Origin of the sequence: Aureispira sp. CCB-QB1, assembly GCF_000724545.1 — a bacterium.
GTDB lineage: Bacteria > Bacteroidota > Bacteroidia > Chitinophagales > Saprospiraceae > Aureispira.
Window position 1 is genome coordinate 1 of record NZ_JHBV01000146.1, and the last position, 16,392, is coordinate 16,392.

Sequence of the window (16,392 nt, forward strand, 5' to 3'; positions counted from 1 at the left end):
AAGCCAAAAACTTGGAAGTAGCAGGAGGAGAAAACCAAGATCAACCCATTTAACATGAAAGAAAAACTGATCCAATATCAAAAACCACTCCTTGCCGTTGGTTTGTTGGTCCTCTTGCTTGTCTTGTATTTTTATCGACATCGCCTTTTTAAAGGAACCCTTTTAACAGGATCCAAACCGACAGCTGTCTCTAATAATACAACTACCTCTAATCCTGAAAGCCTCCTTCTTAAAAAAGGCAGTCAAGGAGAGCAAGTGCGACAGCTGCAACAGCTCTTAAATCAAGAGCATCAAAAACACGCTCCAACCTTCATTCCTCTACTAGAAGAGGATGGCATTTTTGGAGATAGAACCGAGCAAATGCTCCTTCGATACACCCAACAAAAGAGCATTACTTTAGCTCAACTGCAGACAAGTCTTGCAGCCGCTTAAAACAATCTAAACCCATGTTTTTATTACTTCCTTTTTTATTAGGTGCTGGTAGTACAGGTTATTGGTGGTGGTCGAGTCAAGAGCAAAAAGAACCTTCTTTGATGCAAGAGCTCTTTGACCTACTCAAACCTATTTTGCTTGTACTACTTGTCCTTTTATTCTTTCGTTGGCTCTATGCCCAATCTACTCCAGCAACTCCAGCACCAAGCGCTTGAGTTGCTGTTGCTTTTTCAAAACCACTTCAAAAACCTCTTCCTATGGCTAGTTTCAACAGTTGGATGTTGCCCACCAAACGACGGTGGCGGCGTATTATTGCAGGTTATCAGGATCTGTACAACGACAAGGGCAATTGGTCTTCCAATCAAGTCGGGGTGGGGACCTTGATTGGTACCAATCGAAGTATTGCCGCTCCGACACTCATTGCCTGGCGTGGGCGCATGGTCTCTAAAACAGAAATGGAAAACTTATCTATTGCTGAAGCCATGCAGATCTATAAGGTTCAATATTGGGATAAGATCCAAGGCGACTTCATCGAGAGCCAAGCCCTTGCAGATATTTTAGCAGATATGAAAAGTTCGGCTGGTGGTAATGCCATCAAAGAAATGCAGCGCACCCTTAATGACTTAGGAGAGCGCCTTTTGGTGGATGGTGCTTTTGGGGTGGCTTCTGTCCAGGCGCTCAATCGGCAAATCCTACGAGTAGGGCAGGCTCGTATTTTTAATGCTTTTAGACAGCGAATGATTGCTTATTATAAGCGTATTAATAGTCCTTATGAAAGGCAATTAATTGACTCCTTGAATCGAGATTATCCTGCTATGAAAACCGATTGGACTCGAGTAGCGGTGACGGTTGGAGTAGTTGCTGCAGCTGGCGCTTTAGTTGTCTATGGTATTTATCAGTATCAACAAATTCAAACATGAAAAACAACACTACGTTAAAATGGATGGGCGGTGCTGCCTTGATTGCTTTAATGATTTTCCTAGCTGTCAAAATTCGCTTAAAACTGGCTCAAGAGAAAGCCATCCAAGCTTGTGAAAATGCTTTTGGTTATATGAATGCAACCCAGCAGGATTCTATTCGTAAGATTGTGGCGGCTTTCCATCGTTATGGAGATGGGGATAAAAATAAGCTGGCTTATATCTTGGCAACGGCTTGGCACGAAAGTCACTTTCGTCCCGTCCAAGAACGTCGTGCAGCTCCTAATCAAACGGAGCTGTATAACCGTCAAAATCAATATTGGTCCTCGGGTTATTTTGGACGGGGTTTTGTTCAATTAACTTGGAAGGAGAATTATCAAAAGATGGCTCGGGTCTTTCGGGTGGATTTTGTCAATCAGCCTGATCTAGCACTGCAGCCAACTTATGCGGCTCGTATTTTGGTTTATGGCATGATGCAGGGTTCTTTTACGGGGCTTGCTTTGAAGGATTTTATTAATGCGAAACGCCAGGACTTTTATAAGGCGAGGCAGGTGGTCAATCGTTTGGATCGAGCTGGGAAGATTGCTGAGTATGGGAAGTTGTTAACTTGAAAATACATTAACTCTCATTTTAGTTTTTTTTTGATTTCATCAGAAGTTAACCACTTAGGAGCAATATAATACCCACCTCTACTTTGTTTAACTATTTGGAGATCTTCTATCAATTTTTTATGTAGCAACTGATTTATAATCATTATACGTTGACCTATTATTTCTTTTTTTAAAATTTTAAACGGTATGCCATCCACAGTCAAATTCTCATCTATCTCCATAATTTTTTTACCACCTACTAAACTTAAATAATCACATAGACATACATTTGTACCATTTATTTCTGTTGAAAAGTTTTCAGGTATGAACTTATCAAAATTTTGTTTACTCTTCAACGAGTCTTCGTAAAGATTAAAAGTTACCCCTCTATAACCTATAAGAATAGAGTTCTTTTTCAAACCATTTAATAACAGATCAAACTTTTCATAAAATATCTCTTCTGGCAACTTATAATTTGACCTTAGTACTAAATTAACCGAAATGACTCTAGTAAATGTATTATTAATCTTTAATGCTATATCTACAGGAATCCTAACATCTCTCTTTAATGAATTTAATCTTGGAGTTGCTTTGAATTTTATAAAAGTGTTTACATTGCTTTTATCTCCATAATTAATTGTCGAATTCATCTCTTCTAATAGATAATTGAAAGTTGTATCTTTAAATGTTAAAACCTTTGCAGAAGTAATAATTGCTCTTTCTCTTGCTGTTTCTGAACTAATTATAGTCACTGGCACATTCCACTCATACTCTGAACCTTTTATCTCTGGTATAAGTATTTTTTTGTTAGACAATATAGGTATAGGCAACGTAGAACCAACTACTTTTACCGAATATTTTCTCCCTAAATATTCTCCATTTACCGAATCTGGTAAATGCAGTGTTACATTAATTAATTCAGCTTGTTTTCTATCAGATCCACTAAATTGCTCAAAAAATTGATTATTTCTAGAAAAATATAACCTATATGTATGCATTCCATCTAAACCAACTTTTATTGGATTTTTAGATATTCTTATTCGGCTGATTATACTGGAAGTATAATTAGCCTTTTTTACTTTAACATAATTACTAACATTTTCGTATCCAGGTATTGGTCCAAATACAACATCGACATAGGAATGTTCATCATTCTGTACTAAAATAACTTCATTATTAGATTCTTTATAGGATGGAGCAGGGATAGAGTTCTCAAAAGCATTCCACCTTTTTTTTATTAAGTCAGATGAAATAATAGCTGATAATTTTGGTTTTTTTGTTAAATACCAAGAATAATTTGCAGATCCTATATTTCTTGTTTGCTGTGTTTCCCAGCGAGATCCACTTTCTGCTTGCATAGATATATATGGAACTTTAAATTTACTATTTATAGAAATATCTGCTTGCTGCCCTAGAACAGATTTTAGTTTGGTATGCGAATAAATTACCAATCCATCACAATACTCTAGTATTTGATCTGTTTTAGCTATTTTATTTCTACTGTAAAGGTGCCATAATCTAATAAGAGGTGCAAAATCTCTTTCATGGATAGTTTCTCGTCTAACTTGTTCAAATAAATTATGCATTTCATTATGAAACCGTCCATAAGCTATACTGATAGTTTGTTGGCTAGATAATGATTGGTCTAGAAAAGCTTTAGTTTTTGTTTTTATGTAATCCTGAAAACCAGCATCTAAATTAGCTTTAGCTGTAACCCCTATCAAATAAGACATATTCGTATATAGTTGATAGTAGCTCCCCTCCTTATCAATATATACTTGTCGCTCATTATCTAAAACAGGTAATAAAGGCTCTCCTTCTACATCAAAACTATCTACATTTTTAAAAATATAACTACCTACTTTTGATAAATTAATTCGATGATTAATATATGCCTTATCTACTAAAGCTAATTTAATTCTATCTCCTGGATAAGTATACGACTCTAGTACTCTATTCTGGAAATTAATAGCTTGTTTTAATTTATTTTCTGTTATTTTTAGTTTTTTATTACTTTCAAGTATATCCTTTCTTAAACTCTTTCTTCTTTCTTGCGAGTATTTTCCATTACCTTTTACATTCTCAAGTTCATTTGTCAATACTTTAATAGATGAATTATATTTTGTAGTGTCCTTCTTATAATCCAATATTTCTCTAGAAGTTGGCATGACAGTTTTTCCATCAGTTCTTATCAGTTCCAATAATTCACATTTTATAGCATCTTCAATGGTTTTAATTGAATCACAATTCTGTCCCACTATCACATAACTATTATAAAATATAATTAACAGTAAAAATTGCCATTTCATAGGTTCTTCTTTTTATAAAAACAATATTTAATAATACTATTATTTTTTCTTTCTACCTACAAAAACCTAATATAATTCAATAATAATAAGCCACTTACTATTATTAAGCATTCAAAACACTACCCTAAAACATCCATATCCTACGTCCAAAACTCAGCCAACATCTCCGCTTGAGATAAAACCGTCTCCGTTGCCAACTTTTGCAAATCAGGTGGGTACCCGTACTGACGTAACAGCCGTTTGACCGCCACCTTCATTCCTTTTTTAACGCTCTCTTTTACCGTCCAGTCTATTGTTGCACTTTTCTTGACACGCAATACCAACTCACGAGCCAATTTAATTAGAATTTCATCTCCTAATAAATCCTTAGCACTCTCATTATTGGCAACAGCATCATAGAACGCCAACTCATCTTTAGTTAATCCCATTTGTTCTCCTCGCTTATCAGAAGCTCGGATAGCTTTCGCTTGTGCAATCAACTCCTCTATAATTTCAACAGAAGAAAGTAAATTGTTTTGGTAACGCTTGATAGAAGCTTCGAGACGCTCTATCAAAGATCTGCTTTGCACCAAGTTATGCTTTAAGCGAAGCTTAATTTCATCATTCAATAACTTTTTCAGTACTTCCACAGCAAGGTTTTTATGTTTCATGCCACGCATTTCCTCTAAGAAATCATCACTCAAAACCGATAACTCTGGTTTCTTAATTCCTGCCGCATCAAAAATATCAATCACTTGTTCGGAAACAATTGCTTCGTCAATCACCTGCTTAATAGCTGTCTCAATTTCATAATCTGTACCACCTCTTGAACCTCCATCAAACTTCACCAAGCGAGCTTTAACCGCTTGAAAGAAACCAATTTCATCCTTAGCATCCATCGCTTCATCATGCGGCAAAGCAATAGAAAAAGCTTTGGACAATGCCGTCACTTCTCTTACAAAACGTTTCTTTCCATCCTCCAAACCTAATACATGCTCCACTGCTCCAATAATAATTTGAAGTTTCCCTTTCGTACTTGCCGCAAAATAATCCTCATAGGCAAAACCATATTTACCATACAAAGGAGAAGGCTCTGCTGCCATCCTAGTATCTAACTTAGTTGACTGCTTTCGTTCGTTAAACATTCTAGAGACAATCTCTATTTTTTCCAACATCAACTGAACCGCCTTCTCTTGCACTTCAGCAGGGTTTCCCTTTCCTCCACTATCTGAGTAAAAAGAAAGTGCCTTTTTTAAATCACTAGCAATGCCCAAATAATCCACCACCAAGCCCCCCGATTTATCTTTATAAACTCGATTCACTCGAGCAATCGCTTGCATCAAATTATGCCCTTTCATTGGTTTATCAATGTACAAGGTATTTAAACTAGGTGCATCAAAACCTGTTAGCCACATATCCCGAACAATAACAATTTTAAGTGGATCATGAATATCTTTCATTCGGTCTGCCAACGTTCTCCGTTCTTGTTTTGTCGTATGATGTTTCATTAGTTCAGGACCATCTGAAGAAGAAGCTGTCATGACTACTTTAATCACTCCTTTGTCCAAATCATCATGGTGCCAATCAGGACGCAATTGAATAATATGTTCGTATAAGTCAGCCGCAATTTGACGACTCATACTCACAACCATTGCCTTGCCCTCCATCCCTTTTTGGCGGGCTTCAAAATGAAAAATTATATCTTCGGCGACCTTTGCCAAACGAGTAGGACTCCCAACAATTGCTTGCACCTTTGTCCATTTCATTTTGGCTTGTTCAGCATTGCTCATTTCATCTTTTGCCAAATCGGTCTCCAAGTCATCAATCAACTGTTTTCCCTCTTCCGACAAGGTTATTTTTACCAATCTACTCTCATAATAAATTGGCACTGTTGCGCCATCTTCTACCGCCTGAGCAATATCATAGATGTCTACATAATGCCCAAAAACAGCAGGTGTATTAATATCTTGCGACTCCACAGGCGTTCCTGTAAATCCTAAATAAGTAGCATTAGGCAAAGCATCCCGCATATACTTGGCAAAACCATAGACAATACGTTGTCCGACAACTTCACCAAAATCATTTTTAACCTCTATTGTTTTGGGTTTAAAACCATATTGCGTACGGTGTGCCTCATCGGCAACTACAACGATATTTTTTCGAGCAGATAACTCTTCATAAACATTACCTTCTTGAGGTTGAAATTTTTGAATGGTCGTAAATACAATTCCTCCTGAAGCAACCTTGAGTAAACTTTTGAGATGTTCTCGGTTCTCGGCCTGGACAGGTACTTGTCTCAACAATTGCTTAGAAGAAGCAAAAGTATCAAACAATTGGTCGTCCAAATCATTTCGATCAGTAATCACTAGAATTGTTGGGTTGTCTAGTTGTAAAACTAATTTACCACTAAAAAAGACCATTGACAATGACTTCCCACTTCCTTGAGTATGCCAAACCACACCACCTTTGCGATCCCCATCTACTGCCGTCGCTTTTTTGACCGATTCAATGGCTTTATTCGCTGCATAATATTGGTGATAAGCTGCTACTTTCTTTATGGTTTGAATAGTGGCAATGCCATTTTTATCAATATGCTTATTTTGTTCAAAAACAATAAAATGACGGATATAATCTAGCAACGTTGCCTGATTCAACAAACCCTTTATCAAAACTTCTAATTGACTGCTTAATTTAGAGGCTTCCTCTATCCCATCACTAGTTTTCCATGCCAAATAACGGCTATACCCTGCCGACATCGAACCTGCTCGAGCATCTACCCCATCCGAAATAACACAAAAAGCATTAAAGGTAAACAAACTTGGAATCGTTGTTTGGTAGGTTCTCAATTGGTCAAAAGCCGTTTTTAAGGTTGCACTAGCGTCTATTGCATTTTTTAATTCCAAGAGCACCAAAGGCATTCCATTGACAAATAAAATCAAGTCTGGACGCTTGTTTTGATTGTTTTCTATAATGGTAAACTGATTAACCGACAAATAATCGTTGTTCTCCAGATTATGATAATCCAACAACTGCACACGGTCGCCTCGTTGCATGCCCTCTTTTCTATATTCAACAGGCACGCCTTCGGTTAGCAATTGATGCAAGTCTTGATTATTAACCATCATCTCTGGCGATGCGATGCGCTCCACTATTTTGAGGGCTTCTTGTTGTGCCTCATAAGGAATGTTTGGATTGATTCGAGCAATCGCTGCTTGCAATCGCCCTCGCAATAAAACCTCTCCGAAAGAATTCCGTTCGGCTTGCGCTCCATCGGGAGCAATTTTACTTCCATGTATGTACTTCCATCCAAGGGCTTCTAATTCTTCAATCGCCCATTGTTCGATGTCGTCTTCGTTGAGTTTGGTCATGGCTTCTCATTTATTTACGGTTCCTTAGGTATCAAAATTGCTCCCCCTTATAAGGCTTCAAATAATAAAGCACTTTTCTTTCTACATGTTCTAGTTCTAAACAATCCTCTGTTCTTTTTTTGAGAATGAGCTTTTGTTTTTTGTCTATAAAAAAATACTGTCTTGCTTATATTTCAAATGAAAATAGTGACAAGTGCGAGGTGGCTTATCTGTTGATTGTTCTATATTGCAGTGCTTTAAAGAGTCCTTATCAAAAGTCAAACAAATTACTCCATGTTCCAGTAGTCCAGGCACTTGCTCTTGCTTTGCCTCATATCGCTCATAATCACCAACCCGTTCCTACCAATTGCCTACTGGTACTCACACAAGACGTAATAAATAATAGACTACTTCCTAAGAATAATAACCTTAATAGCTTTTTTTGCATATCCCTTCTTAGACCTTGTTTTCTAGAGCTGTTGGCACTCGTATCTCGCCGCTCATTAGTTTGGGGAGGAGTGTGTCTCTTAGTTTGGTTAGAGTTTGGATTTCGTTATTGTTTCTATGAATTTTATTTAATAATAATTCTGCTGATGATTTGAATAATTCAAGAATCTTAATACTAGGCATAATAACAGGCATTTCCCTAAGCACTCCCAAGGTTAAATATGATTGGGTAGTTCCTGCTGACCTAGAAATAAAATAATGTTTCCCATAAATTGAGTTTATTGTCAAATATAAATATTCAGAGTATAGAGGATTTTGTGAAGTTTTAAACAATCCAATATTTTTTATTGCAAAATTAATATTTGTTTCCAGCACAAAATATATTAGCCCAATTGTGCCAATCATTGAAACTAAAACATCTCTAGAATCAACTTTGCTTCTTTTATTAATATTATAATAATTTTCTTCTGAAATTAAATAGGCAGAATTAAAATCAATTCCTGATTTACTTAAATGCTTAGATGTAATTAAGTATTTACCTTCCTTTTCTTTAGATGGAGAATCATGGGTGCCGTCTTTAACCTCAATAATATCACTTATTTCTCTAACCTCCCAACCCAAAGGAATCTCCCCCAACTCCGAAGCCACCATCTCCCCACCAGCAGAGCGATAAGGCTGCCCCTGCTCATTGGGAAACTCAAAGTCTACAAACCAACGCTTGAAGAGGGTTTGTGCCATTTGCTCTAGGGTTTCGTTTTGTTGGCGGAGTAGGCTTATTTTTTGGTCAAAAGTTTCTATAACTCTCCTTACTTCAATTTGTTCTTTTTTTTCCTTTAAATAAGAAATAGGAACATCATTTAATGCTCTTGTTGTTAAACTTGGTATAGCAGAACCTTCATCATATTTAGTTAAATTATACAAAGAAAGTAAGTAAAAAAGATACTTAGGGTCAATTTTAGATTCATCTACTTTTGTCCAAAAAAGCGTATCTACTGTCCAGAATGGTTTATCTTGAAAAAATAGGTTATTCAACGACCCTTTTCGAGGTATCAAAATAGATGGCTTATCATAAAGAAAGTTATCTACATATTTCATAATTCCTCCACTCCCATATAAGGGAATTTCGCCATCTCCTAATTTCTTGTGGTCTTTCCCATACTTTATTTCAAGTACATCTCCTAAAACAGCTTCTATCATTTCCATCATAACACCACCCCAATTTTAGCCAACTGAATTTTAATTTCCTCATCCAAGACCTTCGCCTGTTCCATTTGCGAGCGCAAAGCCGTCGTCAAGCCCTCCATTTTCACTTCAAAAGGAATTCCATCGTCCTCCTCCTCAGGAATCCCCACATACCGCCCTGGCGTCAAGACAAACTTATGCTTTTCAATATCCGTCAAGACCGTCGATTTACAAAAGCCCTTGATATCCTTGTATCCATCCTTTTCATTCAACCAATCGTGATAAGTCTTCGCTACCTGCTGCACATCCTCGGCAGCAAAAGCACGGTTCTTTCGATTCACCATATAGCCCAATTCAGACGCATCAATAAACAAGACCTCGCCAGCCCGTTGGCGTTTGCCCCGTCTCAAAAACCACAAGCAAGCAGGAATCCCCGTATTAAAAAACAAAGCCTTCGGCAGCATGACAATACACTCAATCAAATCCGCTTCCACCAATTTTTGACGAATGTCGCCCTCTCCTCCAGTATTCGAACTCAAAGAGCCATTGGCTAACACAAAACCTGCTTTGCCATTCGGAGCCAAATGATGCAAAAAGTGTTGAATCCAAGCATAGTTGGCATTGCCTTTGGGCGGTGTTCCATATTGCCAGCGAGCATCTTCACGCAGCAGCTCTCCACTCCAGTCCTTGACATTAAAAGGTGGATTGGCAATGATGTAATCTGCTTTTAAATCCTTGTGGGCATTGTTCAAAAAAGAACCTTCGGTATTCCAACGAATATTGGAACCATCAATTCCACGAATCGCCAAGTTCATGCGACACAAACGATAAGTCGTTTGGTTGCTCTCCTGCCCATAAATAGAAATATCATCCAAGCGCCCTTGATGGCTTTTGATAAACTTCTCCGATTGAACAAACATACCACCAGAGCCACAACAAGGATCATAAACTCGCCCTTTGTAAGGCTCTAGCATTTCTACTAATAACTGTACAATACTTTCAGGCGTGTAGAACTGTCCTCCTTTCTGTCCTTCTGCCAAGGCAAACTGTCCTAAAAAATACTCATACACTCGCCCCAGAACATCTTGACTCTTTGCTTTGGCATCACCCAAAGCAATCGTACCAATGGTATCAATCAAACCACCTAAGGTTTGACCATCTAAATTTTGTCGTCCATATACTTTGGGCAAGATGCCTTTTAGTCTAGGGTTGGTTCCTTCGATGGCATCCATGGCATCGTCAATAGTTTTGCCAATATTGGGCATTTTTGCCTGTGCTTGTATGTGGCTCCAACGTGCTTCTTCTGGTACAAAAAAGACATTCTCTGCACCATACTCGTCGGGATCTTCAGGATCAGCTCCTGCATACTCACCTTCTCCAGCTTTTAATCGTTCGTACAAATCCTCAAAAGCATCTGAGATGTATTTCAGAAATATCAAACCCAATACAACGTGCTTATATTCCGCTGCATCTATATTTTTACGCAGTTTGTCTGCGGTTTTCCACAGCGTCTGCTCTAATTTTTCTTCTTTTTCTACTTGCTTTTTTTTAGCCATTCTGCTCTATTCGTTAGTTGATATTTGTAAGAGTTTAAATCTACAAAAAAAATAGATGTTTACAGAATATCACATTTTTTTGTTTGTGATAATAAGCTTACTTAACCCTAATCTTTTTTATTTGATTTCAAAAAATTAGATAATTTAGAATCACTTTTATAAGGAACTCGACTGGAAGGAACAACTCTTGAAGCTGGTCCTACATGTGTATCTTGATCATCAAAGAATATATGTGGTCGAAAAGCTTTTAATACCTTATCTTTAGAGACTCCTCCAAGAAAAAAAGCAGAATCAATATAAACCCCCCATGCCTTAAATGTTTTTATAACTCTAATATGTGCTGGAGAATTTCGAGCAGTAACAATTCCTATCCTAATAGGTGCTTTACCTAATTCAAATTCTTTCTGTGTCAAAGCTAACATCTTTATTAACTTGGCAAAAGGTCCTTCATTTAAAGGAGAATCTCGATTATCTTTTTCATGCTTTAAAAAAGCTTCAAGACCTTGTTCTTTATATATTAATTCAGATTCATCCGAAAATACGACAGCATCTGCATCAAAAGCAAAACGGACTTCATCTTCTATACCAACAAAATCTGAATCTGGAGTGTTATATACAATAGCTGCAGCTACATCTTTGTCAACAGCATTTTGAATGTCATCCTCATCTTTACTTAAGAATAAATCTATTGAAAATGCATCTAAATATGCTGCTAAGGGCTCTCCGCCTGTTAATGCAGTCCTAGTAATATCTAATTCATATTTCTCTATCGATTTCATCATTCTAAGCCCTGTTTCAGGGCTATTTCGTGACATTACAACAACTTCTATTAATCGTTTATTATCTATCTTTGTATTTAAGTTTAATAAAGCTTGAACAAGAGGGAACGCTGTTCCTTTACCCAGTATTTTATCTTCATTCTCGAATTGATATTTAGAAAATTCGTCTAGTCCTTTTTCTTGAAAAATTTTATTTTCTTTCTCTAAATTAAATAATGCCCTTGAAGATACTCCAATGACAATTACATCTTCTAACTTATAATTTGTTTTACTCATAACATTGGTTTATCCCTTAGAAATTCATTCCTATTTTGATACCCTTAATTTTTTTATATAATTCTGTTGCATATAAATCTGTCATTCCTGACAAATAGTCAACAACTGTTAATACTCGTTCATAAGGAGTACTATCCTCTTTTATGGTATCAAATTGACCAGGAATCAATTTTAAGGCTTTTTTATCCTCTTGAGTTCTTTTTTCTTTATTTTTTAAAATAGGTCCAATGAAATGATTTAATAATTCATACATAACATGATATCCCGCATTTTCAATCTCAACTACTCCTCTATGGTTATAGATGTTCTTACAAGAATACTGTGATATCTTACCAAGAGCATTACAATCCTTTCCAATAAGATCAAAAAGCGATTCATTATGTGTGCCATTTAATATTTCATCTAAATTCTTTATATAAGCATCCTTTGCTTTATGAGTTAGAGAATTTATAGTCTTTGCTCTTAAATAAGTAATTCGTGCATTCTCATTATTTATTTTTGCCAAATTACTTTCAAATTTTCCTATATCTTCAACATCTAAGCATGTTATTACATTTATTAATAATTCTTCACATTGTTTAGCTCCAATTATTCCAACTCTATGAGCATCTTCTAGATCTATAATATGATAACATATATCATCAGCAGCTTCAACTAGCCATACGAAAGGATGTCTATACCATCCCAAATGGTCGTTATTATCATCTTTTAACATTCCAGTAGATTCAGCTATTTTCAAGAATGTTGTTTTTTCTGCTTGAAAAAAACCAAATTTTTTCCTGTGGGTCTGTGGATTAGATTTAGAGATCCATTTCCCTGTAGATTCGCAGGGATATTTTGCTATAGAAGCTAAAGTAGTGTAAGTTAAACGTAAACCGCCATCTAATTTTCCTTTTTGGTTGTGTGTCAATATCCTGATAGAATTTGCGTTACCTTCAAAATTAATCAAATCTTCATATTCTTCATCGGTCATTAAGTTTTCTACTAAATCATTGTTCTTTTTAAAATAATTTGCAATAGCATCTTCGCCTGAATGACCAAATGCAGGATTCCCTATGTCATGACACAAACAAGCTGCTGATAAAACTCCTTTAAAGTGGTTTTTATAAAACCTCACACTCTCAGGGTTTAACTTACTACTTCGTTCTTTTATTATTGCTTGACCAACTAAAGTACCTAGAGATCGCCCAACACACGACACCTCTAGTGAGTGTGTTAATCTGTTATGCACAAAAGCACTTCCTGGTAGAGGAAAAACCTGTGTTTTGTTTTGTAATCTTCGAAAAGCAGAAGAAAAAACTATTCTATCAAAATCTCTTTTATATTCCGTTCTTGAATTAGCACTTGTATTATCGTCTACTCCCGTTCTTTTTTCAGAATAAAGCTCATTTAAATCCATCAGTCTTATAAGTTAAGTTTACATAATATTTACTTTAAACATATGCAATATTTACCAAAACATTAAAAATAAGTATAAAATATTAAACCATAAGGTTGGCTTTCATAGCAAAAAGCAACATTTCACTTTGATTTCTTGTATCCCTGAAATAAAAATAGTCCTTCAAACATGAAAAGGGCTAATTAATTGGCTACAAATATTCAATCATTTTTCACAAACTCAGGTTGCTCTATTATCACTTCTTACTATTACTACTTATCAACATTACCCTTCCCTAAATAAGCATCAATCCAAGCCTCAAAGTCAGCATCTGTTTCTCCTTTTCCGTAGCCTCTTTGTACTTTTACAATCTTTTTATTTTCATCTAGAAAGATATAGGTAGGATACGCAAATACACCATACAAACTAGGAATAGATGCACTATAAAGGTTGGAATGCTCAATAGACTTCTTTTTTAGAAACGGAAGTATTTCTTCAGCTTTTGATTGATAGGGATTTATTCCTATAATTGTTAAACCTTTATCCGCATATTTTTGATGCAATTGATTGAGTAGTGGCATTGACTGGATACAAGGAAAACAGCCTTTGTACCAAAAATCTAACAAAATAAGTTTGCCTTCTATTTGGCTCAAATCTAAATTTTCTCCTGCATACGTTTGAGCTTGCCAATTGGGAGAGGTGGCTCCGAGTTTAATTTGAGTAGAATCTCGATTAGCCTCATGCTCTTGATCCGCTTCTATTCCATCTACATAAGTATAACCTCGTTCTCCGTAGATTTCGTGCATATTGGACAATGGAGGAATGTTCGTAGTCAAAAAATGAATTTCTTGATCTTTGTATTCGTAAACACCATAATCTGCGAGTTCAAGATAAGTGGTCATTCTAAAAGGTAAACCATGCTTATTAAAGTAGATTTTCGTCAAATCATTCTCTACTCTAACCTCACTAACCGCTGGAGATTCTTGGTCGAAAAAACAAAGTACATCGGCACCAAGTAAGGTATCGACCTCTAACCATATCGAATCGGATTCAGGTATTTTGCTTTTCATATAGTCTCTAAAAACTAGTGGATTAAAAACAGAGCGATCTGAACCTATCTGAGTAAATGGGATTTCATTCCATCCTTTTACAATTCTTCTATCATGATCAACATGATAATACTGATCCGTTTGTCCTAAATATAATTGAGAAAGATTCAAATGATTCTCATAGGTATGTACTTTGTAAAAGATGGTATCTTTTAAATTTTGATGTTCAAAAAAGCACCTTCCATGAAATTCTGAAGTATCTGCATCAAAGAGAAACTTCATTTTCGTCGTAATATTATATGCTCCTGTTGTTATTGTTTTTATTTGTGCGCTTCTGGCTTCTAAGAATTCTATTGCCTTGCTTTGTCCTTGAACTATCACTACACAACAACCTAATACAATAATGAGTAACAACTTCAACATATAAATTATTTTTCAAATAAAGAGATCGTAATGTACAACGACCTCCTTAATATAATATTTTAGTGTACTGATAAACTATTAATACTTGGGTGAGAAACAATTAAAACATCCCCACTTACTACTGAACTCCTATTAAAGTCACATTTTTTACAACCTACATTGTTGCAAGTAACAACGTATCCTCCTTTAGGACTTGAATTTGCTACAGCTTTACAATCGCTAGTACTTGGTGAATGTCCTTCGACATGAGTGCAATCACAGTTTATGACAAAAATAATCGTCCCATTCGTTGCATGAAAAGATGGTTCTCCTCCATCAAAAGGAATAACCCAGTAGCCTGTTGCTCCTGTAAACGACTTTTGCTCTCCTTCAGATAATACTGTTCCTTCAGCAAGTACTTCTGAATTACTAACATCTCCCGACTCTACAGCAACATTACTTTGCATTACGGTCAAGTTACCATTCTCACCCAATGTCAAACTTAATTTATGTGTCTGATTTCCATCGTCTGACAAAGATCGAAATTCATAAGTTTCTCCAACTTGAAAGTCAAGAGATGATGTTGCTACTTCCTCTGTATTTCTAAAGCTAGAAATAGTTTCCTTTACTTCAACAGTTTCTTTTGTTGATAAAACTTCCGTCTCATAACAAGAAATGAGTAAAGTCATTGCTAGAAATGTTACAGCAATGATAAAAAAATTCTTTTGCATGATTTTAATTTTAAATAGTTTAATTTCCCATATGGGCTTACCCAAATGTCAACTAAATAAAATGAAAATAAAAGTTTAAGTATATTTAATATTTTTAATTATTATTTTCTTAACATAAAAAAATCACCTGTTTTTTTTGTCCCATTTTTGTACCTTAAAAACACAAAACCTCACAAAAAACTAACAATCAAATACTAAAAACACACCAATTAATTCCCTATGGAGCTACTAATTAGGATGGTGTTTTATGACGTTTCTTGCGGCTATGACTTTGTTGTAGCCGCTTTTTGTGGGTTTTAAATTATTGGAATTCCTACAAAAAAGTGGGCAAAAAGTTAAGCTGCTTTTTTGTTAAAAAATAATTGCTCCATTTCAAGAGGAGTGACATAGCCTAAGGCAGAATGCCGACGGCGCATATTGATATTGTACCAAATTTCATTTCTATATAGCTAAAGATATCTCTTTATAGCCTGTTCTATTGTTGGATATTTTGTTCTATAAATGCATTCCACTTTAATCGTTTTGAAAAAGCTTTCAGCAACAGCATTATCCCAACAATTCCCTTTCCTGCTCATACTTGCTTTGACATAGTGTTTGTTTAAAATTTTCACAAAGTCTGAACAAGTATACTGTACACCTTGATCGGAATGAAAGGTAAGCCCATTGCTTGGCTTTCGATTAAGGATTGCCACCTGAAGAGCTGCTATCGTTGTTTCACTTGCTTGCATTGTCTCACTCAGTGCCCAGCCAATGACTTTTCTATCATATAAATCTATAACCACTGTCAAATATAACCAACCTTCACCTGTATCAATGTATGTTAAGTCAGATACCCAAACTTTAGAGGGAACATCCACTGCAAACTTTCTATTCAATAGAGTTAATTAGGAAAAGTTGACTATTCGCGCCCACACATGCGAGGACTTATAATTCCAAAAGGGGCTTTGTACCCTAAAGTTGTGAAGCGCTGTACAAATAAGCATAACTTGATCTCTGAATTCAGAGTCATAGTGACGAC

General features: G+C 35.9%; 13 protein-coding genes. 4 read left to right on the plus strand and 9 right to left on the minus strand.

Annotated features, from left to right (window positions below; all coding sequences use genetic code 11):
• The first annotated feature begins 54 nt into the window (after positions 1-54).
• The 4 genes from CG11_RS28080 to CG11_RS28095 are packed head-to-tail and all read left to right on the plus strand — an operon-like array spanning position 55 to position 1,960.
• On the plus strand, positions 55-432 hold the full coding sequence (locus CG11_RS28080; protein ID WP_052600238.1) for a peptidoglycan-binding protein: 378 nt from the start codon (positions 55-57) through the stop codon (positions 430-432).
• A gap of 14 nt (positions 433-446) precedes the next feature.
• Positions 447-647 (plus strand): hypothetical protein, encoded by a 201-nt coding sequence (locus CG11_RS28085; protein ID WP_052600239.1) that lies wholly within the window; start codon positions 447-449, stop codon positions 645-647.
• Positions 648-689: 42 nt separating this feature from the next.
• A complete protein-coding gene (locus CG11_RS28090) occupies positions 690-1,352 on the plus strand; it encodes a glycosyl hydrolase 108 family protein (RefSeq protein WP_052600240.1) in 663 nt (220 codons plus the stop codon).
• Positions 1,349-1,960 (plus strand): glycoside hydrolase family 19 protein, encoded by a 612-nt coding sequence (locus tag CG11_RS28095; protein ID WP_052600241.1) that lies wholly within the window; start codon positions 1,349-1,351, stop codon positions 1,958-1,960. Before CG11_RS28090 ends, CG11_RS28095 begins: the two co-directional genes overlap by 4 nt.
• Positions 1,961-1,974: 14 nt before the next feature.
• Here CG11_RS28095 and CG11_RS28100 read toward each other — a convergent pair whose 3' ends face one another.
• From CG11_RS28100 to CG11_RS28140, 9 genes are all read right to left on the minus strand, one after another.
• Positions 1,975-4,248 carry a hypothetical protein gene (locus tag CG11_RS28100; RefSeq protein WP_052600242.1) on the minus strand — a complete coding sequence of 758 codons (2,274 nt, stop codon included), beginning with the start codon at positions 4,246-4,248 and terminating at the stop codon, positions 1,975-1,977.
• Between the two features lie 140 nt (positions 4,249-4,388).
• On the minus strand, positions 4,389-7,595 hold the full coding sequence (locus CG11_RS28105; RefSeq protein ID WP_052600243.1) for a type I restriction endonuclease subunit R: 3,207 nt from the start codon (positions 7,593-7,595) through the stop codon (positions 4,389-4,391).
• A 435-nt stretch (positions 7,596-8,030) separates the two neighbouring features.
• Entirely contained in the window at positions 8,031-9,227 is a 1,197-nt protein-coding gene (locus CG11_RS28110) for a restriction endonuclease subunit S (protein ID WP_081909682.1), read from the minus strand.
• A complete protein-coding gene (locus CG11_RS28115; protein ID WP_052600245.1) occupies positions 9,224-10,759 on the minus strand; it encodes a class I SAM-dependent DNA methyltransferase in 1,536 nt (511 codons plus the stop codon). Before CG11_RS28115 ends, CG11_RS28110 begins: the two co-directional genes overlap by 4 nt.
• 107 nt (positions 10,760-10,866) lie before the next feature.
• Positions 10,867-11,814, minus strand: coding sequence for a 5'-nucleotidase (locus tag CG11_RS28120; protein WP_052600246.1), 948 nt, complete (start codon positions 11,812-11,814; stop codon positions 10,867-10,869).
• Positions 11,815-11,830: 16 nt separating this feature from the next.
• Complete coding sequence (dgt, locus tag CG11_RS28125) at positions 11,831-13,213, minus strand: dGTP triphosphohydrolase (protein WP_052600247.1); 1,383 nt, start codon at positions 13,211-13,213, stop codon at positions 11,831-11,833.
• Between the two features lie 251 nt (positions 13,214-13,464).
• Entirely contained in the window at positions 13,465-14,664 is a 1,200-nt protein-coding gene (locus CG11_RS28130; RefSeq protein WP_052600248.1) for a TlpA disulfide reductase family protein, read from the minus strand.
• Between the two features lie 59 nt (positions 14,665-14,723).
• Positions 14,724-15,374, minus strand: coding sequence for a hypothetical protein (locus CG11_RS28135; protein WP_052600249.1), 651 nt, complete (start codon positions 15,372-15,374; stop codon positions 14,724-14,726).
• Between the two features lie 449 nt (positions 15,375-15,823).
• Positions 15,824-16,249, minus strand: coding sequence for an IS3 family transposase (locus CG11_RS28140; protein ID WP_052600250.1), 426 nt, complete (start codon positions 16,247-16,249; stop codon positions 15,824-15,826).
• Positions 16,250-16,392: the final 143 nt, after the last annotated feature.

Bases quoted from the DNA above. Each gene is read 5' to 3' on its own strand.
- CG11_RS28090 (WP_052600240.1), top strand. From the start codon at position 690: ATGGCTAGTTTCAACAGTTGGATGTTGCCCACCAAACGACGGTGGCGG.
- CG11_RS28085 (WP_052600239.1), top strand. From the start codon at position 447: ATGTTTTTATTACTTCCTTTTTTATTAGGTGCTGGTAGTACAGGTTAT.
- dgt (WP_052600247.1), bottom strand. From the start codon at position 13,213: ATGGATTTAAATGAGCTTTATTCTGAAAAAAGAACGGGAGTAGACGAT.
- CG11_RS28130 (WP_052600248.1), bottom strand. From the start codon at position 14,664: ATGTTGAAGTTGTTACTCATTATTGTATTAGGTTGTTGTGTAGTGATA.
- CG11_RS28115 (WP_052600245.1), bottom strand. From the start codon at position 10,759: ATGGCTAAAAAAAAGCAAGTAGAAAAAGAAGAAAAATTAGAGCAGACG.
- CG11_RS28105 (WP_052600243.1), bottom strand. From the start codon at position 7,595: ATGACCAAACTCAACGAAGACGACATCGAACAATGGGCGATTGAAGAA.
- CG11_RS28120 (WP_052600246.1), bottom strand. From the start codon at position 11,814: ATGAGTAAAACAAATTATAAGTTAGAAGATGTAATTGTCATTGGAGTA.
- CG11_RS28100 (WP_052600242.1), bottom strand. From the start codon at position 4,248: ATGAAATGGCAATTTTTACTGTTAATTATATTTTATAATAGTTATGTG.
- CG11_RS28095 (WP_052600241.1), top strand. From the start codon at position 1,349: ATGAAAAACAACACTACGTTAAAATGGATGGGCGGTGCTGCCTTGATT.
- CG11_RS28080 (WP_052600238.1), top strand. From the start codon at position 55: ATGAAAGAAAAACTGATCCAATATCAAAAACCACTCCTTGCCGTTGGT.
- CG11_RS28110 (WP_081909682.1), bottom strand. From the start codon at position 9,227: ATGATGGAAATGATAGAAGCTGTTTTAGGAGATGTACTTGAAATAAAG.
- CG11_RS28135 (WP_052600249.1), bottom strand. From the start codon at position 15,374: ATGCAAAAGAATTTTTTTATCATTGCTGTAACATTTCTAGCAATGACT.